At 73.2% G+C, this 23,509-nt stretch carries 20 protein-coding genes; 10 read left to right on the top strand and 10 right to left on the bottom strand.

The window, feature by feature from the left end:
- Positions 1–79 precede the first annotated feature (79 nt).
- Both AC0KTA_RS17050 and AC0KTA_RS17045 read left to right on the top strand, forming a co-directional pair.
- Positions 80–841 carry an SDR family oxidoreductase gene (locus AC0KTA_RS17050; RefSeq protein WP_481055971.1) on the top strand — a complete coding sequence of 254 codons (762 nt, stop codon included), beginning with the start codon at positions 80–82 and terminating at the stop codon, positions 839–841.
- A gap of 129 nt (positions 842–970) precedes the next feature.
- Positions 971–2,656 carry an AMP-binding protein gene (locus AC0KTA_RS17045; protein ID WP_481055970.1) on the top strand — a complete coding sequence of 562 codons (1,686 nt, stop codon included), beginning with the start codon at positions 971–973 and terminating at the stop codon, positions 2,654–2,656.
- Here the strand turns inward: AC0KTA_RS17045 and AC0KTA_RS17040 are convergent.
- Complete coding sequence (locus AC0KTA_RS17040; protein WP_481055969.1) at positions 2,637–3,344, bottom strand: TetR/AcrR family transcriptional regulator; 708 nt, start codon at positions 3,342–3,344, stop codon at positions 2,637–2,639. The genes AC0KTA_RS17045 and AC0KTA_RS17040 overlap by 20 nt on opposite strands.
- A 129-nt stretch (positions 3,345–3,473) precedes the next feature.
- Here AC0KTA_RS17040 and AC0KTA_RS17035 point away from each other — a divergent pair, with 129 nt between their 5' ends.
- Together AC0KTA_RS17035 and AC0KTA_RS17030 are read left to right on the top strand one after the other, a co-directional pair.
- Complete coding sequence (locus tag AC0KTA_RS17035; protein WP_481055968.1) at positions 3,474–4,265, top strand: hypothetical protein; 792 nt, start codon at positions 3,474–3,476, stop codon at positions 4,263–4,265.
- A gap of 294 nt (positions 4,266–4,559) precedes the next feature.
- A complete protein-coding gene (locus AC0KTA_RS17030; protein WP_481055967.1) occupies positions 4,560–5,558 on the top strand; it encodes an alpha/beta hydrolase in 999 nt (332 codons plus the stop codon).
- 55 nt (positions 5,559–5,613) lie between these two features.
- Here AC0KTA_RS17030 and AC0KTA_RS17025 read toward each other — a convergent pair whose 3' ends face one another.
- The 3 genes from AC0KTA_RS17025 to AC0KTA_RS17015 form a co-directional block, all read right to left on the bottom strand.
- Positions 5,614–6,582 (bottom strand): CU044_5270 family protein, encoded by a 969-nt coding sequence (locus AC0KTA_RS17025; protein ID WP_481055966.1) that lies wholly within the window; start codon positions 6,580–6,582, stop codon positions 5,614–5,616.
- Positions 6,579–7,145, bottom strand: a complete 567-nt coding sequence (locus tag AC0KTA_RS17020) for an RNA polymerase sigma factor (protein ID WP_481055965.1) — start codon at positions 7,143–7,145, stop codon at positions 6,579–6,581. The genes AC0KTA_RS17025 and AC0KTA_RS17020 overlap by 4 nt, the downstream gene beginning before the upstream one ends.
- A gap of 106 nt (positions 7,146–7,251) precedes the next feature.
- Positions 7,252–8,460 (bottom strand): RICIN domain-containing protein, encoded by a 1,209-nt coding sequence (locus tag AC0KTA_RS17015; RefSeq protein ID WP_481055964.1) that lies wholly within the window; start codon positions 8,458–8,460, stop codon positions 7,252–7,254.
- 268 nt (positions 8,461–8,728) lie between these two features.
- Between AC0KTA_RS17015 and AC0KTA_RS17010 the strand changes: the two genes are divergently transcribed.
- Positions 8,729–9,808 carry a glycoside hydrolase family 43 protein gene (locus AC0KTA_RS17010; RefSeq protein WP_481055963.1) on the top strand — a complete coding sequence of 360 codons (1,080 nt, stop codon included), beginning with the start codon at positions 8,729–8,731 and terminating at the stop codon, positions 9,806–9,808.
- A gap of 124 nt (positions 9,809–9,932) precedes the next feature.
- Here AC0KTA_RS17010 and AC0KTA_RS17005 read toward each other — a convergent pair whose 3' ends face one another.
- Positions 9,933–10,427 (bottom strand): hypothetical protein, encoded by a 495-nt coding sequence (locus tag AC0KTA_RS17005; RefSeq protein WP_481055962.1) that lies wholly within the window; start codon positions 10,425–10,427, stop codon positions 9,933–9,935.
- 51 nt (positions 10,428–10,478) lie between these two features.
- Positions 10,479–10,718 (bottom strand): hypothetical protein, encoded by a 240-nt coding sequence (locus tag AC0KTA_RS17000; RefSeq protein WP_481055961.1) that lies wholly within the window; start codon positions 10,716–10,718, stop codon positions 10,479–10,481.
- A 110-nt stretch (positions 10,719–10,828) separates the two neighbouring features.
- On the opposite strand from AC0KTA_RS17000, the gene AC0KTA_RS16995 reads away from it, so the two are divergent.
- On the top strand, positions 10,829–11,656 hold the full coding sequence (locus AC0KTA_RS16995) for a helix-turn-helix domain-containing protein (protein WP_481055960.1): 828 nt from the start codon (positions 10,829–10,831) through the stop codon (positions 11,654–11,656).
- Entirely contained in the window at positions 11,640–11,984 is a 345-nt protein-coding gene (locus AC0KTA_RS16990) for a DUF397 domain-containing protein (protein ID WP_481055959.1), read from the top strand. The genes AC0KTA_RS16995 and AC0KTA_RS16990 overlap by 17 nt, the downstream gene beginning before the upstream one ends.
- A 14-nt stretch (positions 11,985–11,998) precedes the next feature.
- On the opposite strand, the gene AC0KTA_RS16985 is transcribed toward AC0KTA_RS16990, so the two are convergent.
- Together AC0KTA_RS16985 and AC0KTA_RS16980 are read right to left on the bottom strand one after the other, a co-directional pair.
- On the bottom strand, positions 11,999–12,823 hold the full coding sequence (locus AC0KTA_RS16985; protein WP_481055958.1) for an alpha/beta fold hydrolase: 825 nt from the start codon (positions 12,821–12,823) through the stop codon (positions 11,999–12,001).
- Between the two features lie 20 nt (positions 12,824–12,843).
- On the bottom strand, positions 12,844–13,782 hold the full coding sequence (locus AC0KTA_RS16980) for an alpha/beta fold hydrolase (RefSeq protein WP_481055957.1): 939 nt from the start codon (positions 13,780–13,782) through the stop codon (positions 12,844–12,846).
- A 105-nt stretch (positions 13,783–13,887) separates the two neighbouring features.
- On the opposite strand from AC0KTA_RS16980, the gene AC0KTA_RS16975 reads away from it, so the two are divergent.
- Positions 13,888–17,472 (top strand): ATP-binding protein, encoded by a 3,585-nt coding sequence (locus tag AC0KTA_RS16975; RefSeq protein WP_481055956.1) that lies wholly within the window; start codon positions 13,888–13,890, stop codon positions 17,470–17,472.
- Positions 17,473–18,032: 560 nt separating this feature from the next.
- Positions 18,033–18,497 carry a hypothetical protein gene (locus tag AC0KTA_RS16970; protein ID WP_481055955.1) on the top strand — a complete coding sequence of 155 codons (465 nt, stop codon included), beginning with the start codon at positions 18,033–18,035 and terminating at the stop codon, positions 18,495–18,497.
- Here AC0KTA_RS16970 and AC0KTA_RS16965 read toward each other — a convergent pair.
- Together AC0KTA_RS16965 and AC0KTA_RS16960 are read right to left on the bottom strand one after the other, a co-directional pair.
- Entirely contained in the window at positions 18,491–19,225 is a 735-nt protein-coding gene (locus AC0KTA_RS16965; RefSeq protein WP_481055954.1) for a DUF4232 domain-containing protein, read from the bottom strand. The two genes, AC0KTA_RS16970 and AC0KTA_RS16965, sit on opposite strands and share 7 nt — an antisense overlap.
- Before the next feature lie 220 nt (positions 19,226–19,445).
- Positions 19,446–22,424: an AfsR/SARP family transcriptional regulator gene (locus AC0KTA_RS16960; RefSeq protein ID WP_481055953.1), complete on the bottom strand. Its 2,979-nt coding sequence runs from the start codon at positions 22,422–22,424 to the stop codon at positions 19,446–19,448.
- A gap of 205 nt (positions 22,425–22,629) precedes the next feature.
- On the opposite strand from AC0KTA_RS16960, the gene AC0KTA_RS16955 reads away from it, so the two are divergent.
- Positions 22,630–23,427 (top strand): response regulator transcription factor, encoded by a 798-nt coding sequence (locus AC0KTA_RS16955; protein ID WP_481055952.1) that lies wholly within the window; start codon positions 22,630–22,632, stop codon positions 23,425–23,427.
- Positions 23,428–23,509: the final 82 nt, after the last annotated feature.

The raw sequence follows: 23,509 nt of genomic DNA, 5'->3' as shown, positions 1-23,509 counted from the left end.
TCCTCGTACCGAGTACCGAGTACCGAGCGACCACCGGCCGGGCAACCAATGGCCGACCACCACCCAAAAGGAGCTCAGCATGAGCAAGTTCGCAGGCAGGACCGCCGTCGTCACCGGCGGTACGCACGGCATGGGGCTCGCCATCGTCAAGGGGCTGCTCGACGGGGGCGCCGAGGTCGTCCTCACGGGGCGCAACGAGAAGACCCTGGAGGAGGCGCGTACCGAACTGAAGGGGCGCGCGGCGCACGTCGTGCGTTCCGACGCGGCGAGCATGGCAGACATCGCGGGCCTCGCCGACCTGGTGCAGGCGCGGCTCGGCCGGGTCGACCACGTCTTCGTGAACCACGGCATCGCGGAGTTCGCCGTGCTCGGCGAGGTCACCGAGGAGTCCTGGGACCGGCAGTTCGCGATCAACACGAAGGGGTCGTTCTTCACGATGCAGCGGCTCGCTCCGCTGATCAAGGACGGCGGGTCGGTGGTGTTCACGACGGTCGTGAACGACGTCGTCTTCCCGGGGCTGAGCGCGTACTCCGCCTCCAAGGAGGCGACGCGGGCCTTCGCCCACGTCCTCGCGCTCGAACTGCTGCCGCGCAAGATCCGGGTGAACTCGGTGGCGCCGGGCTTCATCAAGACGCCGACCATGGGCGTCGCGGGGCTGACGGAGGAGCAGCGGCGCGAGTTCGAGCGGCAGGGCGACAAGACGACTCCGCTGGGGCGCAACGGGACCGTCGACGAGGTCGCCGCGGCGGCGTTGTTCCTCGCCGCCGACGCGACGTTCACGACGAACGTCGAGCTGGCGGTGGACGGCGGGTTCGCGCAGGGGCTGCCCGTCGGCCACTGACCGCGGTCCGGGCCGGGGGCGACCGGCGCCACTGACGTCGCCGGGGCGGGTGTGCCTACGATGCGCGCGTGCGGCCGGACGGCCGGACGGCCGGACGGCCGGGGCGGTGAGCGGGGGCGGGAGGCAGCCATGGGTACGGGCACGAACGCGGACACGAACGCGGACACGAACGCGGGCACGAACGCGGGCACGAACGCGGGCACGGGTACGGGTGTCGGCTTCGGTGTCGTTGCCGCCGCGCACCCCGACCGCCCCGCCCTCGTCGAGCCCGACGGCACCACCACCACGTACGGTGAGCTCGCCGCCCGTGTGTACCGGCTCGCGCATGCCCTGGCCGGGCTCGGGCTGCGGCCGGGGGACTGTGTCGCCGCGATGCTGCCCAACAGCCGCGCCTTCTTCGAACTGCGGCTCGCCACCGAGCGGTCGGGGCTGTACTTCACGCCGTTCAGCCACCACTTCACCACCGCCGAGGTGACGCATGTCGTCGCCGACAGCGAGGCGCGGGTGGTGGTCGTGGACGCGTCGCTGGTGGAGGTGGCGGGGCCCGCGCTGGACGTGGCGGGGGTGCCGGAGGGGCGGCGGGTGGTGTGGCGGGCCGAGCAGGTTCCCCCGGGCCCGTCGGCGTCCCAGGGCCCGTCCGCGTCCCCGGCCCCGCTCCCCGTACCCCCGGGCTGGCTCGGCTACGAAGAGCTCCTCGCCGTCGCCCCCGCGACCCCGCCCCCGCACCCCCGCGCCGGCGGCGTCATGCTCTACACCTCCGGGACCACCGGCCGCCCCAAGGCCGTGCGCCGGGCGCTGCCCGACGCGCCGCCCGGGCCGAACCCGTACGAGCTGGACTTCATGGCGCGGGTCGGCGTGCGGCCGGGGCCGTACACGCAGTTGAGTGCCGCGCCGCTGTACCACGCCGCGCCCGGGCTCTTCGCGAACATGGCGATGCAGTTCGGGCACACGGTCGTACTCGCCGAACGGCCGGGTACGGAGGACTGGCTGGACCTGATCCAACGGCACGGCGTCCACGTGCTGTTCGCGGTGCCGACGGTGCTGCACCGGCTGTTGCGGCTGCCCGCGGAGGTGCGTGCGCGGTACGACGTGTCGAGCCTGCGTGCGGTCGTGCACGGGGCGGCGCCCTGTCCGCCGGACGTGAAGCGGCGGGCGATCGACTGGTTCGGGCCGGTTCTGTACGAGTTCTACGCCGCCACCGAGGGCGGGGTGACCGCCGCGAGCAGCGCGGACTGGCTGGCGCGGCCCGGCACGGTGGGGCTGCCTCTGGGCGGCATCGACGTACGCATCCTGAACGAGGACGGAGACGGAGACGGGGACGGGGATCCGGTTCCGGTCGGGGTGACGGGCGGGGTGTACTTCCGGCCCGCCGTGCCGTTCACGTACTACAAGGACGCGGAGAAGACCCAGCGGTCCATGCGGGGCGGGTACTTCACCGCGGGGGACCACGGATACGTCGACGAGGACGGGTGGCTGTACCTGCGGGACCGGCGCACCGACCTGATCATTTCCGGGGGCGTGAACGTGTACCCGGCGGAGGTCGAGGCCGCCCTCATCGCGCATCCGGACGTCGCCGACGTGGCCGTGGTGGGGGTGCCGGACGAGGAGTGGGGGCAGCGGATCGCCGCCGTCGTGCAGCCCGAGGCGGGCGTGCCGGGCGACGACGGGCTCGCGGCGCGGCTCGCCGAGCACTGCCGGGGTGCGCTCGCCGGGTTCAAGGTGCCGCGGGTGATCGAGTTCCGGGAGCGGGTGCCGCGGTCGGATACGGGGAAGGTGCTGCGGCGGGAGGTGCGCCTTACCCCTCCGTCGGCCTGAGGCCCAATCCTCGTACCAGGTCCCGGAGTTCGTCGCGGTACAGCGTGTCCGGGTCGTCGATCTGCGGGCGCAGCAGGCCGTCGATCTCCAGGGTGACCAGGCCGTGCATGCGGCCCCATACGCGCAGCGAGAGGGCGAGCGCGGCCGGGGTGAGCGCGGGGAAGGCGGCGCGGGCCACGGCGGTGAACGCGGGGTCGAAGTCGTCCCAGGTGTAGCGGCTGCCGGTCCCGGGAGTCCGGTCGGCGGTCCGGGCCGTCGTGGCGATCTCCACTATGCCCAGGCACAGTTCGTACTCCGCCTCGGTGCTGTCGGCCGTGTCCGCGCGCGGTGTCTGCCCGCGGCCGCTGAACAGCAGCCGGAACTCCTGCGGATGCGCCAGCGCCCACGCGCGGTAGGCGAGGCCGTGGGCCAGGGCGCGGGCGGCCGGGTCCGCCGGGGGGTGGGCCTCGCGGGCCTCGCGGAGGTGGGCGGCGAGGTCGCGGTACGCGTCGGCGGCGAGCGCGGCGAGCAGGGCCTCCCGGGTGTCGAAGTAGCTGTAGAACGTGCCGGGCGCCATGCCCATGTCCCGGGCGATGCCCCGCAGGGCCAGGGCTTCCGCGCCCTCCTCCACCACGTGCTTGAGGGCGGTCGCCTTGATCTCGGCGGTGGTCTGGGCGCGGTGGCGTTCGCGGCGGCTGGCTGCAGGCATGGCCCTATGGTACGGCGAGCAAAGATTGAACAGTGTTTGGAGTTTGATCGGTGTCCGGGTTACGATCCTGTCGTGCCCGGGATTCGAGTTCCGGGTGTGCAGAGATCCACAGACAGGAGGGGGTGTGGCATGGCCACGCACGCGTACGGGACCGGGCCGATCAAGGGCTATGACGTCGGGCCGATTCCGATGGAGGCCGCGTTCACGTCGGACTTTCCGCTGGCTGCGGGGGTCGGGGTGCAGGAGATCGTGGACAAGCAGGAGGTGGAGCGGCGGGTGATGGATGTCCGGCCCGGCATGTACGCGAAGTACATGCCCAGCCGGATTGACGCGAGCGGTGAGGGTGGGGACGGGACGCATTTCACCGGGGGGCGGTACCTGTTCGAGACGTGGGACGACGTGCTCGACTATGAGCGGTTCACCAGTGAGGAGTTGGAGTTCGAGCCGGGGGTGAAGTTCTGGAGCCGGCCGTTCTTCCTGGATGTGGAGCGGTTTGTCTGGCGGGTTGCCGGGGCTCACAACTTCCTGCCTCTGGAGGAGCATCACGTGAGCCGGTTCGAGCGGTTTCGGTACGCGTACGAGGGGGACGCCGGCGCGGCCGTTCAGCGGGTGTGGGCCTCCCTGCGGGATGAGGCCGCGGGGCGGGGGTTGGGGGCTGTTTGGCTGTTGCATCAGCCGGAGCAGCGCCTGATTGGGATCCACTCTGTGGCGTCCCGGGGCGCGTTGGCCGCGTTGGACTCCAAGGTTTCCCTTGGCTCGTTGCTGCCGGAATCCCTTGCCGTGGAACGGTACTTCGACCGGACGAGTCGGATCCTGTCGCTTTGGTTGCCGAAGTCCCGGCTCGCGGGTGGGGTGCCGTCGGCCTACCCGATGTCGCCCCCGTTGCCGCTGCCGACCGTGCCTGCGCAGGCGGCGGCCTGACGGCCTGGGTGCGGGTGGGGCCCGGCGCCCCGTTGCCTTGGCGTGCCGCCGGTCGCGCTTCGCGCTCGTCCTCAAGCGCCGGACGGGCTTAGCGCGCCGCTGGGGATCTCGGTCATGATCCCTGCGGGGCTGTGGGGGCTGGGCGCGCCCCGCGGCGGAGCCGCATATCGATACAGCCCCGCGCCCCTTACGGGGCACGGAACTTGCCGGAACGGCAACAACCCTCTGCCCCCAGCCCCCTCCCCGTACAAAATCGTCGTGAGTCGCCCGCCCCGTACCGGAGGAGTCGCCGTCATGACCGCACCCGCACCGCTGGACGACGTGAAGCACACGATGCTGGAGTTGGCGGAAAGCCCCGGGATCCGGATTCACGCCGTCGAGCAAGGGCGCGGGCCGCTCGTGCTGTTGGTGCACGGGTTCCCGGAGACCTGGTACTCGTGGCGGCGGCAGCTTCCCGCGCTGGCGGAGGCCGGGTATCGGGCGGTGGCTATCGACGTGCGCGGGTACGGGCGTTCGTCGAAGCCGCTAGGGGCCGACGCGTACGGGATGCTCGCGCATGTCGCCGACAACGTCGGGGTCGTGCGGGCGCTCGGGGAGGAGACCGCCGTCGTCGTCGGGCACGACTGGGGCTCGCCGATCGCGGCGAACTCGGCGCTGCTGCGCCCCGACGTCTTCCGGGCCGCCGCCCTGATGAGCGTCCCGTTCGCGCCCCGCGGCGGCCCCCGCCCCACCGACGCCTTCGCCGCCATCCCCGGCGACGAGGAGTTCTACGTCAGCTACTTCCAGGAGCCGGGGCGGGCCGAGGGGGAGATCGAGCCCGATGTGCGCGGGTGGATCTCGGGCTTCTATGCGAGCTACTCCGCCGACACCATGCCGGAGGCCGACGCCGCCGCGCCCAGCCCTGCCTTCGTGCCGCAGGGCGCGCGGATGTCCGACCGGTTCGTCACCGGCAAGCCGCTGCCCGCGTGGCTTTCGGAGGACGAACTCGACGTGTACGCGGGCGAGTTCGAGCGCGGCGGCATGACCGGGCCGCTCAACCGGTACCGCAACATGGACCGCGACTGGGCCGACCTCGCGGCGTGGGACGGCGTGCCCCTCACCCAGCCGTCCCTCTTCGTCGCGGGCGAGCTCGACCCCTCCCTCCAGTGGCTGTCCGGCGCCCTCGACGCCTACCCCGTCACCCTCCCCGGCCTCGTCTCCTCCCACATCCTCAAGGGCTGCGGGCACTGGGTGCAGCAGGAGCTGGCCGAGGAGGTCAACGGGATCCTCGTCGAATGGCTCCGGGGGCTCTGAGGGCTCCGAAAGGCGGAGTGAGTGGGGTGAGCCGGGGCCGGGGCCCGGGGTCCGCTCAGCCGATCTGGTCCGCCGGGCCCACCTCCTGCCAGGTGTAACGGTCGGCCGGCGTGTCCTGGCCGCGCTTCTTGTGGGTGGACTCCAGGAGGAGGCCGGTGTCCGGGTCGACGATGTAGCGGTCAATCGTCCAGTACGTCACGTCCTTGCCGGGGCCGGTCGTGAACCAGGCCTTCCGCGTGGTCTCGACCGCGACGCCCGGACGGCCCTTGCTGTCCTCGACCTTCCCGACCAGCTTCATGCCGGGGGTCTTGGCGAGGACCTCGAAGAGCGCGGAGCGCAGCGCGGGGCTCGCGGGCGAGTCCTCCAGCATGATCACAAGCTGCCGGAACCGGCTTCCGGAGTCCTTCGGGAACCGCTTGGCCAGCTCATCCGCGTCCGTGGGCAGCTTGTCGAGATCCGGCCACGTCAGCCACCGCTCGCCCACGGGCCACTTCTTGACCTTGCCGTCCTCGCCCGTCGGCGGCTCGTGGACGGTGCCGTCCTCGTCCACCGTCCAGACGCGGCCCTCACGGTCGAAGTAGGTGGTGGTCCGCATCTTCCCGTCGTCGCTGTTCACCGTCTCCATGCGGACTCTCCAGTACTTGGCGTGCACCGCAGGGGCGTCCGCCGCGACCTCCGCCATGTCGTTCAGGAACTCCGCCGCCGAGGCCGTGGCCGCTGCCTCCTTTCCGCCCACGTCGAGGACCGGGTACACCACCGCGCCCGCGGCGATCGCCGCCACGGCCGCCGCCGCGACCAGGAGCCTGCGGCGGCGCGGGACGCGGACCCGCACCGGCACGACTGCCGTCTCGCGTTCCGCCGCGCGGGCCACCGCCGCCCGCGCAGTCGCCACCGCGGCGGGCGCGGGCGGGGCGACGTCGCCCGCCGTGATCAGTTCCCCGGCGCCGGGGAAGTCGAGAAGGGCGTCACGCTCGTCGGTACGGTCGTTCATCTCGCCGGTACGTCCGTCGGTACGTTCATTCATGCCGGGTCTCCTGCCAGGTCGAGGGGAGCGCTCGCGCGCAGCCGGGTACGGGCGCGGTGCAGCCGCGAGCGGGCCGTCCCCGCGGGGATGCCGACCACCGCGGCGGCCTCGCCGGGCGTCAGCTGCTCCCACGCGACGAGCAGCAGCAACTCCCGCTCGTCCGGCGGGAGTTCGGCCAGCAGGGCGCGCAGTCGCGGCGCCACCGCCGCCGCGTCGAGCCGCGCGTCCACCGCCTCCCACGGGTCGTCGTCGCCGCCACCGCCACCGCCGTCGCCGGGCAGCCCCGGCCGCTGCCGCGCCGTACGCCGCCAGTGCGCCGACAGCACGTTCCGCGCCACGCCGAACAGCCACGCCCGCGCGGGTCCGCGCGCCGCGTCGAAGCCGCGCCGGGCCGCGTACGCCTGCAGCCAGAGCTCGGCCAGAAGATCGTCGGCGGCGCCGGGCGCCCGGCGGGCGAAGTAGCCGTGGAGCGCCGTGGAGTGGCGTACCACCAGCGGCTCGAAGGCCGCCGGGTCCCGCGCGGTGCGGGACAGCAGCTCCTCGTCGTCCAGGTCCGTCGTCATGGGACCTCCGTATCCGGACCGCCGGTCGGCGGTCTCACTCCCTACTTGTCGGGAGCGGTCACCCGCGTTCGCGGCGGCCCGGCCGGCAGGAGACCGGCAGCGTCTCCTACATCCACACCCCCGTGAGGAACGGGTACGCGTCCGTCAGCTCCGTCGGGCCCTGGACGAGCTTGCCTTCGCTGACGATCACGAACTCGTCGCCCTTGACGAGGAAGAAGTGCATGTCGTCGTCGAAGGGGGCGGAGGTGGCGGTGTCGGGGCCGAGCAGGAAGTCGTCGGGGGCGTGCTCCAGGTGGAACCTACCGATCTGGGCGAGTTTGAAATCGGAGAGTACGGGCTCTTCTTCGAGGAAGAGCGCCACCGTCTCGCCCTTGGCGTCGGCAGCGGTGGCCGCCTTGATCCGCTGGTCCCTGTCTGTGGGCTCCCGGCCGTCCGCCGGGCGGGGTTTGTCCCCCGACCGCTCCGAGAACTCCCAGATCCTGCCCTCGATGATGGCCGCGTGCGTGTAACTGCTGCCCTTGCGGGCGTTCAGGACGTCGGCGGCGTGGGGGAATCCCATGGGCAGGTTCGCGAACTGCTCGCTGACCTTCTTCGGGCCTGCCTCGATGCCGCGCCGCGGCGAGAAGCGGATGAACTCGTCCCCGCGGAAGCCGTCGAACCGCAGGTACGGCGCCCTCGGGTCCGGCACCGTCTTGGCCATCGTCTCGAAGACGCCGCCGCCCGTGTCCAGGATTCCCTTGATCGCCGACGACAGTACGTTCGCGGGCGTGCTGAAGGTGCCCGGGCTGACCACCTTGGCCGTCAGCGCGTCGAACCCCTTCGACTCGCCGCGCGCCTGCACGCGTTCCACGCGCCACGCCTGCGTCCCGCGGTCCTCGCCCGTCTTCGGCTCCGCCTGCTCCAACTCCCCTCCGGCGTCCTGGCGTTCACCCCGCACCGCGAGGTTCTTGTCGCTGTTCACGTTCACCCAGACGTAGACGTCCTCGGCGATCTGCTCCGGCTTCCACAGCTGCGACACCAGCAGGTCGTCCCGCGACTCCGGCGGGCACTGCTGCACCGCCGCGCCCGCGCGGCGCCGGCCCGTCATGACGTCCATGCGCAGCGTGCTGTGGACGTTCTGCAGCGTCCACGCGCCCTCGCGCGCGCTGTGCGGCTTCACGTGCCAGAACTGCCGGTGCCGCTCCGGCCCTTCGGCGTGCAGTTCGTCCAGTACGACCTTCGCCCCCTGCTTGGTGCCTCCTCCCGGCTGCACCCCCGCGTACAGTCCGCTCGCCTCGTTCTTGATCAGGTAGATGCCCTCGGACAGTGCTGCCACGGTCAACCTCCCGGAACGACGGGTCGGGCGCGCACCCGCGGTGCGCAGCGGTCAGCCTAGAAGCGGGGGACGTGATCCCGATACGGCCCGATTTCGGCCGTTATTAACCCCTCAACTACGGGACCCGCGAGGCTAGTAGCCGCAGGCCGCCGGCCAGGCACTGGCGAAAGTCGAGGACTCGGCAACCCTTCCGCAATCCGGCGGCGACCACCCTGCAACCATCCCGCAACAGCGTCCGGTTGAGGCGCGCATCTGAAGACAGGACCCCATGACACCGTCGAAACCCGCCCACGTCCGCTCGCGCCGCTATCGCCTGCTGGCCGTCCCGGCCGCCCTCGCGCTCGCCGCCGGCGGCTTCGTGACGGCGTACGCCGGCGAGGGCGACGAGGCCGCGCCGCGGGCCGCGTTCACCAACCCGGTGGTGACCGAGAACGCCGCGGACCCCTCGGTCGTCCAGTACAAGGGCAGCTACTACCACATCGGCACCACCTGGAAGTCGCACCTGGAGATCCGCAAGGCCGCCACCGTCGGAGGGCTGCGCCAGGCCGCGCCGACCACGGTCTATAAGGAGACCGAGCCGTCCCGTTGCTGCAACATGTGGGCGCCCGAACTCCACCAGCTGGACGGACCGCACGGCAAGCGCTGGCACCTCACCTACAGTGCGGGCGTAAAGGAGAACATCGACCACCAGAACGTCCACGTCCTGGAGAGCGAGGGCGACGACCCGATGGGCCCGTACCACTATGCGGGCCGGGTCGACCCGTACGGCGACAAGAGCTGGATGATCGACAGCTCCTACCTGAAGGTCGGCGGCCGCCTCTACATGCTCTACTCCCGCTGGGAGAAAGAGACTCAGAACCTCTACATCGTCGCGATGACCAACCCGTGGACCTCGTCCGGCAGGGGCGTCCGCATCGCCAGCCCGCAGCACGCCTGGGAGACCAGCGGCGCCGCGGTCAACGAGGCCGCCCACCCCCTTCAGCACGGCGGCCGCACCTTCCTCACCTTCTCCGCCTCCCAGTGCGCCACCCCGGACTACAAGCTCGGGCTGATGGAGCTGACCGGCAAGGACCCGATGGACCCCGGTGCGTGGAAGAAGTTCGACAAGCCGGTCTTCGAACGCAACGACGCGGCGGGCGTCTTCGGCCCCGGGCACAACAGCTTCTTCACCTCACCGGACGGCAAGGAGACGTGGATGGCGTACCACGCCAACCCCTCCGCCGCGGACGGCTGCGGCGCCACCCGCACCACCCGGGTCCAGAAGGTCGAGTGGAAGGCCGACGGCACCCCGGACTTCGGGCGCCCGGTCGGCGCCGGCGTCGAGCTCGAGGGCCCCTCCGGCGAGTAGCCGGCCTCCACTTCCGCAAGCGCACGCGCCTCCAGACAATCCAGACCGCCCACCACGGCGCGTCCAGAAGCAGATCGAGCAGAGACATCAGGGGCCTTCCCAGCTGGAACCGGGGGCGCCTCGGCTACGCCGCTTGAGCCTCTCTCGCAGTGCGCGCAGCCGAAACGCCCCATCGAGTCGGAATCGATGGGGTGGCCGTCCGGCCCGGCGCGCGGGGGATGGTGGGTGTGGTCAGGCGGACCACACCGCACGGTGATCTGTCGTTGCGCGGCACGGTGTCCACGTACTCGTAGCTGTGCAGGCCCAGCGCCTTGGCCAGGTCCTCCTCTACCAGGGCGATGAGTCTCTGGAGCGAGTCCGCGAGGCGGCGCAGCTCGGCCGCCGCGTCCGCGAGGTCCGCGGGGTCCGTCATGCGGAACGGTTCCACGATGCCGTGCGCCGACGGTGCCGTGGCCTGCGGGAGGCCGGTGTCCTTCTCGGCCGTCGCCAGGAACTTCGCCGTGGGAAACGGCGGGGCCTCGTACCGCAGCAGCTCCAGGAGGCTGCGGTACCACAATGCCCTGGAGTGCACCCGCCGGAGCCCTGCGAGGCGGGGCTGACCGCTCAGTGTGTCCAGCAAGTCGTAGGCGCTCCAGGGGCCTACGAGTTCCGGCCCGCTCGTGTGGGGCGGTTACGAAAGCTTCCAGGCGCTTCCGTAGCGCTCGATCTTCCGGCGCAGCCAGTCCCTCATCTCGCTCTCCTCCAGCGGGGTCGCCGGCCTGAGGTCGCCCACCCTGATCGTCGCCACGAAGTGCGTGAACCGTACGCGGCGGAAGTCGCCTTCGGCGGACAGGACCTTGCCGGGGCCGTAGATGTCGGTCGTCGCGTGCGCCACGTACGCGCCCACTTCGTGGGGGGTCTGGGTGTCCATCGTGCTGCCTCTCGCTGTGTGTGTTGTTTCGGTCACACAGTGAGGTCGGGGCGGTTAGCCTCGCCAGTAGGTAGGGCTTGACAACTGTGCTGGCACGGGAGGGAGTTGCGATGGCTATCGAGGACAGTCCGGAGTCTCGGTTGCGGTATGGGGAGGAACTGCGTGCCCGCAGGGAGGCCGCGGGGCTCACCCAGGAGGAGCTGAGTACGCGGGCGATTATGTCCCGCACGCATATCGCCCACATTGAGGCGGGTCGGCGGCGCCCCAACTTGGACGACGCGCAGCGTCTGGACGACGTCTTGCAGGCGGGGGGTGTGCTTGTGCGGTTCCTCCCGTCCCGGGGGGAGGGGCGCGTCGCGGAACACTTCGCGGAGGCGCTGGAGTTGGAGCGTCGGGCGACGGTCATCCGGACGTACGCTCCAAAGCTTGTCCCAGGCATGCTTCAGACGAAGGCGTACGCGCGGGAGGTTCTCCAGTCCGGCTTCCCGCCCAAGACAGACGAGGAGCGTGACGCGCTGCTTGTCACACGGCTGGCGCGCGGAAAGGTGCTGGACGAGTTCAAGTCACCGGTGACGTGGTTCCTGTTGGACGAAGATGTGCTGCGGCGGCCCGTCGGAGGCCCCGGGGTGATGTGCGAACAGCTTCGTCACATCGTGGACGTAGGGGAAAGTCGTCGCATCCGCGTACACGTGCTGCCGTTCTCGGTGGGTCCGCACGCTCTGCTTGAGGGCTCCGTGACGCTGATGTGGTTCGCGGACCTGCCCTCCGTCGCGTATGTGGAAGGCCTGACCACGGGCAGGGTGCTGGAGAATCCGTCCGTCGTGCGTGAGTGCCAGGTCGCCTACGAACACGCCATTGGGGACGCCTTGTCGCATCGGAAGTCCCTGGCGCTGATCAGATCCATCGCCGAAGATTATGCGCATGCAGAGCAATCGTGAGCGGCGAATCAGCATCCCCCAAGCCTCGGCTCTGACGATGTGGCGCAAATCCAGCTACAGCGGCGGCGAGAGCGGACAGTGCCTCGAAGTCAGCGATGTCTGGCGCAAGTCCACGTACAGCGGCGCCGACAGCGGCGCGTGCCTCGAAGTCGGAGACGGCTGGCGCAAGTCGACGCACAGCGGCGCCAGCAGCGGCGACTGCCTCGAAGTCAACGACGCCCACCGCGAGGTGGGCATACCGGTCCGCGACAGCAAAAACCCCCACGGCCCCGCCGTCCTCTTCGGCGCCCCCGCCTGGCAGGCGTTCATCTCCTACCTGTCCAGGTAGGGCAGCCGCGTTTCCTATGCGAGGCGGGCGAGCCAGTCCCGTACCGCCGCGTTGAACTCCTCCGGGCGCTCCAGGTTCGGCAGATGCGCCGCGCGCTCGACCACGCACAGGTGGGAATCCGGCAGCGCCGCGTGCATCGCCTCCGCGTCCGCCACGGGCGTGTACGTGTCGTCGCGGCCCACGACCACCAGGGTCGGGACCGTGACGCGGGGCAGCACCGGGCGGTAGTCGGGGCGGTCGGCGCGGGCGCGCAGGGCCGCGGCGGCGCCCTGGGGCGGGGCCGCCAGCATCATGCGGAGCACGTGCGCGGCGGCCTCCGGGTTGTACGGGGCCGCCATCTTGTGCAGGACCTCGTCCGCGTACCCCTTCATGCCCTCCGCCAGGAGCCGCTCGGCCGTCTCGCGGCGGAACGCCTTACCCGCCTCCGTGTCGACCGCCGGGGTCGTGTCGGCGAGCAGCAGCCCCGCGATCCGGCCGGGGAAGCGGGCGTACGCGTCCATCACGATCTGGCCGCCCATGGACACCCCGCCCAGCGCGCAGCGCGCCACGCCCAGGTGGTCCAGGAGCGCCTCCAGGTCCTGGGCGAAGTCCCCGAAGTCCGTGACCTGCGGGGTGGACGGCGCGGCCGACTCGCCGTAGCCGCGCAGGTCGAAGGTGATCACGCGGTGCGTACCCGCGAACGCGGCGACCTGCGGGTCCCAGAGGGAGCGGTCGAAGGGGTGGCCGTGGACCAGGACCAAGGGGAGGTCCGCGGTGCGGCCGGGGCCGCCGTGGTCGTCGTGGCCGCCGTGGTCGTCGTAGGAGAGGTGTATTCCGTTGCTGAGCTGAGCAGTTGGCATGGAGACAGGCTAGGCGTCGCTCAGCGTTTCAGGAGGTCCCGCAGGGCTGCCGTGACCTCGTCCGGTGCCTCCTCCGCCATGAAGTGGCCGCACGACACCGTGCGGTGCGAGAGGTCCGGGGCCCAGCGGCGCCACAGCTCCTCCGCGTCGAAGCCGAGCGCCGCGCCCCAGTCCTGCTGGAGGACGGCGACCGGCATCCGCAGGGCGTTCCCGGCGAGCCGGTCCGCCGTGTCGTGCTCGACGTCCGCGAAGGCCGACGCCCGGTAGTCCGCGACGATCGACGGGACCGCCTCGCGGCACGCCCTCAGGTACGCGGCGCGCACGTCGGCCGGCATGGCCTCCGGAGACCGGGACCACAGGTCGAGGAAGTGGCCGAAGAACGCGTCCGGGTCCGCCGAGATCATCCGCTCCGGCAGGCCCGACGGCTGCGCCATCAGGTAGAGGTGGAAGCCGACCGCCGCCGACGTGCCGCGCAGGACGTCCCACATGTCCAGGGTCGGCAGGACGTCCAGGGACGCCAGGTGCGTGACGGCGTCCGGGTGGTCGAGGCCCGCGCGGATCGCCACCAGCGCGCCCCGGTCGTGGCCCGCGAGCGCGAACCGCTCGTGCCCGAGGGCGCGGGCCACGGCCACCACGTCGGCGGCCATGGTCCGCTTGGCGTACGTCTGCCCGTCCGCCGTCTCCGCCGGTTTGCCGCTCGCCCCGTAACCGCGCAGGTCCGGGCAGATCACGTGGTGGTCGGCGGCGAGGTCCGCGGCCACGTGGCGCCACATGAGGTGGGTCTGCGGGAAGCCGTGCAGGAGTACTACGGCGGTGGCTGACGGGTCGCCCCCTACGGCGGCGTTCAGGTGGAGGCCGCCGTCGGCGACGGGGACGCGGTGGTAGGCGAAGCCTTTGATGCGGGGGTCGTCGGCTGCGATGTCTTCGGTTTGGGGTTCGTTCGGTGTCATGGGTGTCATGGGTCCCAGCGTGCGGGCTGTGGATCAGCAATGGATCAGTGAAGGGTCCGTGCAGGTGAGGGGAGGTACGTTGAGGCGGTGAGTTCCGTACGTCCCGTGGGTTCTGTGAGTGCTGCGAGCTCCGTGACGTTTCAGGTGCTCGGGGCGCTCGTCGCGTACGACGCCGACGGGCGGCCCCTGGACCTGAAGGGCCCGCGGCACCGGGCCGTCCTCGCCCGGCTCCTGATCGCCCGCCGCCGCACCGTCCCGGTGTCCCGGCTCGTCGACGACCTCTGGGAGGACCCGCCGCCGACGGCCGTCGGCACGATCCGGACGTTCGTCGGGGACCTGAGGAAGGCCCTGGAGCCGGAACGCCCGCCGCGGGCGCCCGCGCGGCTCCTGGTGACGTCCGGCCCCGGGTACGCGCTGCTCGCGGAGGGCGGGGCGGTGGATGCGTGGCGGTTCGAGGAGGTGGTGGCCGAGGCCGACGGCCGGGCCGCGGGAGCCGACCTCGCGGCGCTCGACGACGCGCTCGCGTCCTGGCGGGGGCCCGCCTACGCCGAGTGGGCCGAGCAGGACTGGGCGCGGGCGGAGGCCGCGCGCCTCGACGAGCTGCGGCTGCTCGCCGTGGAACGCCGGGCGGAGGCGGCGCTCGCGCTCGGGCGGGCGGCGGAGGCCGTCCTCGACCTGGAGCCCCACGTCGACCGGCACCCCTGGCGCGAGGACGCGTGGGGGCTGCTCGCGGTCGCCCTCTGCCGGGCGGGCAGGCAGGGCGACGCGCTTGCCGCGCTGCGGCGGGCACGGGAGCGGTTGGCCGGGGAGCTGGGGGTGGATCCGGGGGAGGGGTTGCGGCGGCTTGAGGGGGAGATTCTGGCTCAGGGGGCGGGGTTGGGAGGCCCTGGCGTCGGTGCCGCGGTGCGGGTCGAGGGCCCTGCTGGGCAGGTCGGCGGTGCGGTGGGGGTGTCCGGGGCGTCCGGGGCGTCGGTGGAGGGTGCGGAGGGTGTCGTCTCTGTGGGGTCTGTGGGGCGGGGGCGCGAACTGGTCGGGCGGTCACGGGAGTCGGCCGACCTGGACGCCGCCGCGCGGGCCGCCGTACGGGACGGACGGCTCACCGTCGCGCTGGTCTCCGGCGAGGCAGGCGCGGGGAAGACGGCCCTCGTCCGGGACCTGACGGGGCGCCTTGAGGCGGAGGGGTGGACGGCGGCTTGGGGGAGGGCTCCGGAACAGGGCGGGGTGCCTGCGGGGTGGCCTTGGGCTGAGGTGTTGGGGGGACTTGGGGTCGAGGGGAGTGCCGAGGGGAGTGAGGTGCCGTCCGTGGCCGCGGCCGACGGCCTTGATGTGGGCGGTGCCCGGTTCCGGTGGCAGCGGTGGGTGCGGGAGCGGATCGTGGCGGCCGCCGACCGGGGGCGCCCCCTGCTTCTCGTACTCGACGATCTGCAGTGGGCCGCCGCCGAGACCCTGGACCTGTTCGCCGACTTGATAGAACGTTCGTTTCAGCGCGCGGTGCTGGTCGTGGGGACGTACCGGGACATCGAAGTACCGTCCCCGCTGGAGGAGTTGCTCGGCCGGGTCGCGCGGGCCGAGCCCGTGCGGGTGCGGCTCGGCGGGCTGCCGGAGGAAGCGGTCGGCGAGCTGGTGCGCGCCGTGGCCCACCGCCCGGTGACCCCCGCGACCGCCCGCGCGGTGCGGCGCCGCAGCGGCGGCAACCCCTTCTTCGTACGCGAGATCGCCCGCCTGTACGCGGCCGACGGCACCGCGGCGCTGTCCCAAGTCCCCGTCGGCGTACGGGACATCGTCCGGCACAGGCTCGCCGCGCTGCCGCGGGAGACCCGCGCGGTGCTGCGGCAGGCGGCGGTGCTCGGGTCGGCCGTCGACCTGGATGTCCTTGTCGCGCTGGCGGGGGAGGAGGGTGCGGTGCTTGATGCGGTGGAGGCGGGGGGTGGGGCAGGGTTTCTGGTCGTGGGCGGGCGGGGGGTGTCCGGCGGGTTTGGGCTGTCCGGCGGACGGGGGCTGTCCGGACGACCTGACCCCGGACAACTTGGTCCCGACCGCGTGGAGTTCGCGCACGATCTCGTCCGCGAAGCCCTGTACGACGACCTCTCCGCGCCCCGCCGTGCCCGGCTGCATGCCGCCGTCGGCGGGATTCTGGAGCGGCTGCGGCCGGACGCCGTCGAGGCGATCGCGCACCATCTGATCAGCGCCGGTACCCGGGCCGCCCCGGCCGCCCGCACCGCCGACTTCGCCGCCCGCGCCGCGCGGCGCGCCGAAGCGGGGGGTGCGCCGCACGAGGCCGCGCGGCTCTGGGGGGCGGCCCTCGACGCGTACGACCGGGCCGGGGGCGACGTGTGCGGCGGGGCCGGGGCTGACTCGTGCGGCGGGGGCGCGGCCCGTGACCGTACCCGTGAACGGCTCGACCTCCTCATGGGGCTCGTACGGAATCTCGCCGTCACCGGCGCGCTCGCCGAGGCCCGCCGGTACCGCGCCGACGCGCTCGTCGCCGCCGAGGCCACCGGCGATCCCGAGCTGACCGCCCGCGTCATCGGCGCCTTCGACGTCCCCGGCATCTGGGCCCGCAACGACGACGAAGCCCTCTCCCGGCGCATCGTCGCCGCTGCCCTGCGCACCCTCGACGCCCTTCCGGACGACGGGAGTCCGGGGCGGCGGGCCGTGCGCTGCCGACTGTTCAGCACCGTCGCCATGGAGACGCGGGGGGCCCGTACGGGGATCGGGGGCGAGGCGGCGCGGGAGGCGGAGGTGTTGGCTCGGGGGGCTGTGGGGGACGCGTTGGGCGGGGGCGAAGGGGGCTCGGGGGGTGTCCGAGGCATAGGGGGTGCAGGAGATGTTCGGGACGCAGGGGTTGCAGGGGGCGCCCAGGGCGCAGGGGGCGCGGACGTCGCGGGTGAGGCTGTTGCGTTGCTTGCCTTCGCGCTCAACGCGCGGTACCTGCACACCTTCCACCGCGCCGGGCTCGCCCCCGAACGCGCCCGCATCGGCGCCGAGTTGACCTCCCTTGCCGCCCGCCACGGGCTCGTCACCTTCGAAGTCCTCGGTCACCTCATGCTGCTCCAGGCCCACTCCGCGCTCGCCGAATTCGACCGCGCGGACGCCCACGCCGCCGCCGTCGACCGGCTCGCCGAGCGGCACGGGCTGCCCCTGGTGGGGGTGTTCACGCAGTGGTACGGAGCGCTGCGCGCGGCGGTCGCGGGGCGGGTGGAGGACGCGGAGGCCGCGTGCCGGGCGGCCGCCGAGCGGATGCGGGGGAGCGGGATGTCCGGGATGGACGGGCTGCTGGAGTCGGCCTTGGGGTGCCTGGCGGTGCAGGGCGGCGACGAGGACGCGGGTGACGTGGAAGGCGGCCCCGGCGGCCTCGACCTGAGGGAGGTCGCACCCCGGGACCAACTGCTGGAGGCCCGGCTGTGCCTGCGGGCCCGGGCCGCCCTGCGCGGCGGCGCCCCGCGGGACGTACTCGACGCCCTCTACCGGGAACTGCTCCCCGCCTCCGGCGAGTTGGCCGGGGCCGGAAGCGGCGTGCTGACGCTCGAGCCCGTGGCCCAGTACCTGGGCGACCTGGCGGTGGCCCTCGGCCGGACGTCCGCTGCCGCGACGCATTACCGTCAGGCACTCACACTTGCCGAACGGGCCGGCGCACCCCACTGGCGTGCCGCCCTGCTCCGCCGCTCCGCGACGGGATTCCCACCCGCCCACCCGTGACGGTGGGCCTCCGGGTGGCCCACGGGCGGGCGGGGTCACCCATCGCCCTCAGGTCCCGCCCGTCGGCCAGTCCGTCTTGCTTCGCCGCTCCGCGGCGGGTTTCCCACCCGCCCACCCGTCTCGGTGGGACTTTGGGTTGCCCGCGGGCGGGCGGGGGCACCCGTCCCCCTCTGGTCCCGCCTGTCGGCCAGTCCGTCTTGCTTCGCCGCTCCGCGGCGGGTTTCCCACCCGCCCACCCGTCTCGGTCGGACTTTGGGTCGCCCATGGGCGGGCGGGGTCACCCATCGCCCTCAGGTCCCGCCCGTCGGCCAGTCCGCCTTGCTTCGCCGCTCCGCGGCGGGAACCCCACCCGCCCACCCGTCACTGTGGGACTCCGGGTCCCCCACGGATGGGTGGGGTCACCCCGAGTCCGACCGAGACGGGTGGGAGGGTGGGAGACCGCGGCGGTGCGCTGGGCGACGGGACCGTTGATGCGGCGTGGAGTCCAGGCCGACGTACGGCACCGAGCGACTACGGCCCCCGAAGGCCCCGGTCCCCCCCGCCGGTGCGAGGATGCGCCGGTGACCGATGAGACGAGCACCAGTGCAAGGGCCGCCACGGCGACGACGTACGTCCGGTTCGAGTCCCCCGTCCGGCACGAACGCGGGCTCTACCCGGGCGTGTTCTTCCTGGTGAACACCCTCGCCCGGGAAGGCAGGCTCACCGCCGAGCAGGAACGCTTCCGGCGCGCCAACAACGACTGGTACGACGCCGCGTACACGACCCCCTCGGCCGTCGACCCCACCGTCTACGACCCCGGCGTGAATCCCGGCGCCGTCGCCTGGTTCAAGTCCACCGCCACGCACCTCATCGAGCGGATCCCCGGCTACCTCGACATCCTCGCCGCCCACGGCATCCCGTGCCGCACGGTCCGCTCGACGGACCCCGGCCGCGTCGTCTACGAGGACGACGTCCAGGTCGTCGTCGTACCGCACGAGCGGCACGACGACGCCAAGACGACGTCCCAGCAGTCGACGCCTCAGTAGTTGTACGGCTTCGTCGTGTTCCAGTTGGTGACGTCTGCGTTGGTCCAGGTGAACTTCGACGGGACGCCCTTCGCGTCGAAGGCCTCCGTCCCGGCGCCGGGGCCGGCGTCGCCCGTGTGGTCCTGCATGGCGATGCTGAGGTTGGAGGAGGTGTGCGTCTTCGCGCTGTCGGTGAAGAGGTTCACGGCCGCGTAGACCTTGCCGCCGGGCTTCACCACGAGCGCCTTGCCGCCGCCGGGGGTGTCCTTGCCCGAGTGGGGCAGCACGTTCAGGGTGTCACCGAGCATGACCGACGGGTACGAAGTGACGTAGCACGGCTTGGAGTCGGCGTTCGTGGCGGTGATGAGCAGGTGCTCGCCGCGCTGCTTCGCGAAGCGGTGCAGTACGGAGTACGACATCTCCTGGCCGTCGCAGGCGCGGACTCCGGCGGTGGAGGTGGAGGTGGAGCCGGAGGCCGAGGCGGAGGGCTTCGCGCCGTTGCCGGCGGCTTCCTTGCCCTCGTGGACGGTGGACGCCTTGCCCTGGCCCGAGGCCGACGGCGACGCCGAGGCCGAGTCCTTGCCGGTGCTGACCGTCGAGCCCGCGGCGGAGCCGGAGGAGCTGCCGCTCCTGCCCCCGTCGCCCTTGCCGCCGCTGTTGTCGTCCGAGCTGCCGCAGGCGGTCAGGGCGAGGCCGAGGGCGGCGGTGGTGGCGGCGAGTGCGACGGTGCGGATCCGGGACGTACGCATGATGGTGTTCCCCCTGTGGGCGGTGCTGTGCTGTGCGGTGCGGTGGTGTGGGTCTTGGCGGTTGTTTTCCGCCGGTGAGACCAGCCTGGCCGCACCCGCTGCCGTTCCGCTCACGCGCCACTGCCGTCCCGCTCACGTCCTCTGACGTGCCCTGACGTGCCCTGACGTGCCCGGGCGGCCTCGGACGTCTCTGTCGACCCGCGCCGCGCGCAGCGCAGCCTCACCCCTCCGCCGCCAACCTCCCCACCGCCGCCTCGTACCGCCCCCGGAACCCCTCGTCCCCCGACACCCGCAACAGCGCGCCCAGCGCCCGTACCGCGCCCTCGTCGAAGCCCGTCGTCTCCGCCTCGTGGGCCGCGTGGTCGAGGCGGCGGATGCCCTCCGGCTCGTCGCCGAGGCCGAGCAGGGCCTCGCCGGTCGCCATGGTGAGGAGGATCCGGGCGGCGCTCGGGGCGCCCGTCGGCTCCTGGGGGGTCAGGGCCAGCGCCTCGGTCGCCGTGTCGAGCGCCGACTGCCAGTCCCGCGCGGTGAGTTGGTGCCGCGCCAGGTGGTGCAGGGCCAGGCGCTCGGTGTGACCGTCACCGGCGCCGCGGGCCAGCTCCGCCGCCCGTACGCAGCCGTGCGCCGCCTCCTCCGTGCCGCCGAGCGCCGCCTGCGCCAGCGACAGGTTGACCAGCGCCGTCGCCTCCCCGCGCGGATCGCCCGCCCGCGCCGCCAGCGGCACCGCCGCCTCCAGGCACGCCAGCGCCTCCGCGGTGCGGTCCTCCTCGGTCAGCACCCAGCCGAGCAGGGCGAGCACCCGCGCCTCGGCGTACGCGTCACCGCAGGCCCGCGCCGCGCCCAGCGCCGTCTCCAGCAGCGGCGCCCAGCCGTCCCGGACCCGCCACACGACCAGCGGCCACAGCGCGAGCACGATCCGCCAGGCCCGGTCGTGCAGCCCGGCCGCGTCCGCCGCTGCCGCCGCGAGCGCCAGGTTCTCCCGCTCGGCCGCGTACCAGTCCATCGCGTCCGCGCGGTCCGCGAACTCCCGTACCGCGCACGGCTCCCGGAAGTCGGCGGGGAGGGTGAAGCAGGCCTCGTCGCCTGGCTCCGCCGCGTGCGCCGCCGCCAGCGCGGTGGCCACGCAGTGGTCGAGGACGCGCGGCAGGGCCTCGGGGTCGGCGTCCAGGCCGCGGGCGTACAGGCGGACCAGGTCGTGCGGGGTCCAGCGGTCCGGCGCGGTCCGGGTGAGCAGGTGCGCGGCGGTCATCCGGTCGAGCGCCGCCTCGGCCGCCACCGGGTCCGTGCCCGCCAGAGCCGCCGCCGCGTACCGGTCCACATGCGTGCCGGGATGGCGGCCCAGCTGCGCGAACTGGTGCCCCACGGCCGCCGGAAGCTGCCGCAGCGTCAGCCGCAGCGCCGCCCGCACCCCGGTGTCCTCCACGTCCAGCAGCACCGCACGCCGTGACTCGTCGGACAGTTCGGCGGCCATCGCGGCCAGCGTGCCCCGCGGGTGGTCCGCAAGGCGCGCCGCGACCACCCGCAGCGCCAGCGGCAGCCCGCCGCACAGCTCCGCGAGCCGCCCCGCGGCCACCGGCTCCGCGAGCACCCGCTCCCTGCCGAGCACCCCGGCGAGCAGCGCCGTCCCGTCGTCCGGTCCGAGTACGTCCACGGGCAGCGGCCGGGCCGCGTCGGAGGCGATCAGACCGCGCAGCCGGTACCGGCTCGTGACGACGGTGACACAGCGCGCCCCGCCCGGCAGCAGCGGCCTGACCTGCTCGGATTCTCGTACGTTGTCCAGTACGAGGAGGAGTTGACGGTCGGCGGCCAGGGAGCGGAACAGCGCGGCCGCGCCGTTCGCCGACTCGGGTATCCGGCGCGGCGGCACGCCGAGCGCCAGCAGGAACTCGCGCAGTACGTCGAGGAGGGGCGGCTCGCCCGTCTCGGCGAAGCCGCGCAGGTCGGCGTAGAGGCGGCCGTCGGGGAACGCCGCGCGGTTGCGGTGCGCCCACTGCACCACCAGCGCCGTCTTGCCCACGCCCGCGGGCCCGGTGACCAGACACACCGGCGCTTCGCCTGCGGCCGCCCGGGACAGCGCGGTGAACTCGTCCGCGCGACCGTGGAAGCCGCGGGGGGCGCGGGGGAGGAGGTCGGCGGTCGGGGGGTTGGGGTGCGCGTATGAGGGCTCGGGTGGGTGCGGGTGCCCGGGGGTGTGCGGCTGCGGGTGCGTGGAGGGCTGCGCGTGTGGGTGTCTGTGTGGGTGCGGCTGCGTGGCGGGCTGTGGGTGCGGGTCTCCGTGCGCGTGCGTGAAGGGCTGCGCATGCGGCTGGGCGAGTTGGTGCGGGTGCGGGGCGGATGCGTGCGCGGGTGTGGGTGTCGGGGCTGTCGGTGCGGTGTGCGTCGACGGCGCGCCCGTGCCCGCCAACCGTGCGGGGGCGGCCGTCGGCGTCGGCGCCCCGCCGCCCCGCGCGGCCTCCTCCCCCTCCCCCCGCAGCGCGAGCGCATACGCGTCGGCCAGCTCGGGACCGGGGTCGAGCCCCAGCTCGTCCGCGAGCAGCCGCCGCGTGCGGTGGAACCAGTCCAGCGCCTCGGAGCGGCGGCCCGCCCGCCGCAGTGCCGTCACCAGCGCCGCCGAGAGCGACTCGCGCAGCGGGTGCGCCGTCACCTCCGCGCGCAGCAGCGCCGCCGCCCGCGCGTGCTCGCCCAACTGCCCGTACCCGGCCGCGAGGCGCTCCACCGACGCCAGCCGGGTCTCCTCCAGCGCCTGCGCCGCCGCCTGCAAGGAGGGGCCCGTGTGCACCCCGGTCAGCGCCGGGCCCTGCCACAGCGCCAGCGCCTCCTCGTACATCGTCACCGCGTCGGCCGCCGCGCGCTGCCCGCGGGCCAGCGACACCAGTTCCTCGAAGCGGTGCGCGTCGAGCAGCGACTCCGGCATCCGCAGCAGGTACGCCGTGCCCTGCGTGACCAGCTCCACACCGTACATCTCGGCGTCGGCGGACACCAGCAGGGTGCGCAGCCGCGACACGTGCCCCTGGATGACGCCGCGGGCCCGGGGCGGCGGCTCGTCGTCCCACAGAGCTTCCATCAACCGCTGTACGGGGACGGGGTGGTTGGGCCGAAGGAGCAGGGTGGCCAGCAGGCCGCGGCGCTTCGCGGGGCCGAGCGGCAGGTCACCGGCTTCGGTGGCGACGGACACCGTTCCGAGCAGCCGGAACTCCACTCGTCCTGCACCTCCTGAGGCGAAAGATCCCAGAATACCGGCCGGTAGTAGGGGCGGGTCGGCGGCGCCGTCGAACCCACTCGGCGGGGGCGGCGCCGCGGGTGTCGCGCCCGCCTGCCGTGGGCTGCCCCGTGAGTTGTGTGATTCCTGTCAGGGCGTCTCCGCGGCGGCCGCGGACCGCGGAGGTCCACTTATGCTCGGGCGCATGTGCGCTTTTGTCCTGGTCGCGGAGGACGACGAGAAACAGGCCGAGCTGATCCGCCGCTATCTGGAGCGCGAGGGTCACACGGTCGGTGTCGTCCACGACGGCCGCGCCGCCCTGGAAGAGGTGCGGCGGCGCGAGCCCGACCTGCTCATCCTCGACGTGATGATGCCGGAGGTCGACGGCCTCGGCGTGACCCGCGTGCTGCGCGCCGGGCCCCGGCCCGGGGAGCACCCGGGACCCGGCGGCGCGGTCCCGGGCGGGAGCGCGCTGCCCATCCTCATGCTCACCGCCCGCTCCACCGAGGACGACCTGCTGCTCGGCCTCGACCTGGGCGCCGACGACTACCTCACCAAGCCCTACAGCCCCCGCGAGCTGATGGCCCGCGTCCGCACCCTGCTGCGCCGGGCCGGCGGCGGCGCCCACAAGGCCGTGCCGGACCCGGACGCCCGCGTGCTGCGGGCCGGCGGCCTCGTCGTGGACGAGCGGCGGCACGAGGTGACCGTCGACGGCCACCTGGTCGAGTGCACGCCCGGCGAGTTCGAACTGCTCGCCGCCATGGCCGCCGAACCGGAGCGGGTGTTCACCCGGCCCCAGCTCCTGGACCGCATCCACGGCTCGTCGGGGTACATATCCGCGCGCACCGTCGACGTCCACGTACTGAATCTGCGCAAGAAGATCGAGGCCAATCCGCGCACGCCGCGCCGCCTCGTGACCGTCTTCGGCGTCGGGTACAAGCTCGTCGCCCACCACGAGCCGGGCGAACGGCACGCCGGGGCGGCGGCCCGCCATGGCGCGTGAGAGCAAGTCCGGTACGCCGCGCACACCTCGCACGCCTCGTCCATCTCGTACGTCACGCAAGTCCTGTACGCCGGGTGCGTCC

The organism is Streptomyces sp. Y309 (genome assembly GCF_056712025.1).
This window is presented reverse-complemented; position numbering and strand designations above follow the sequence as displayed.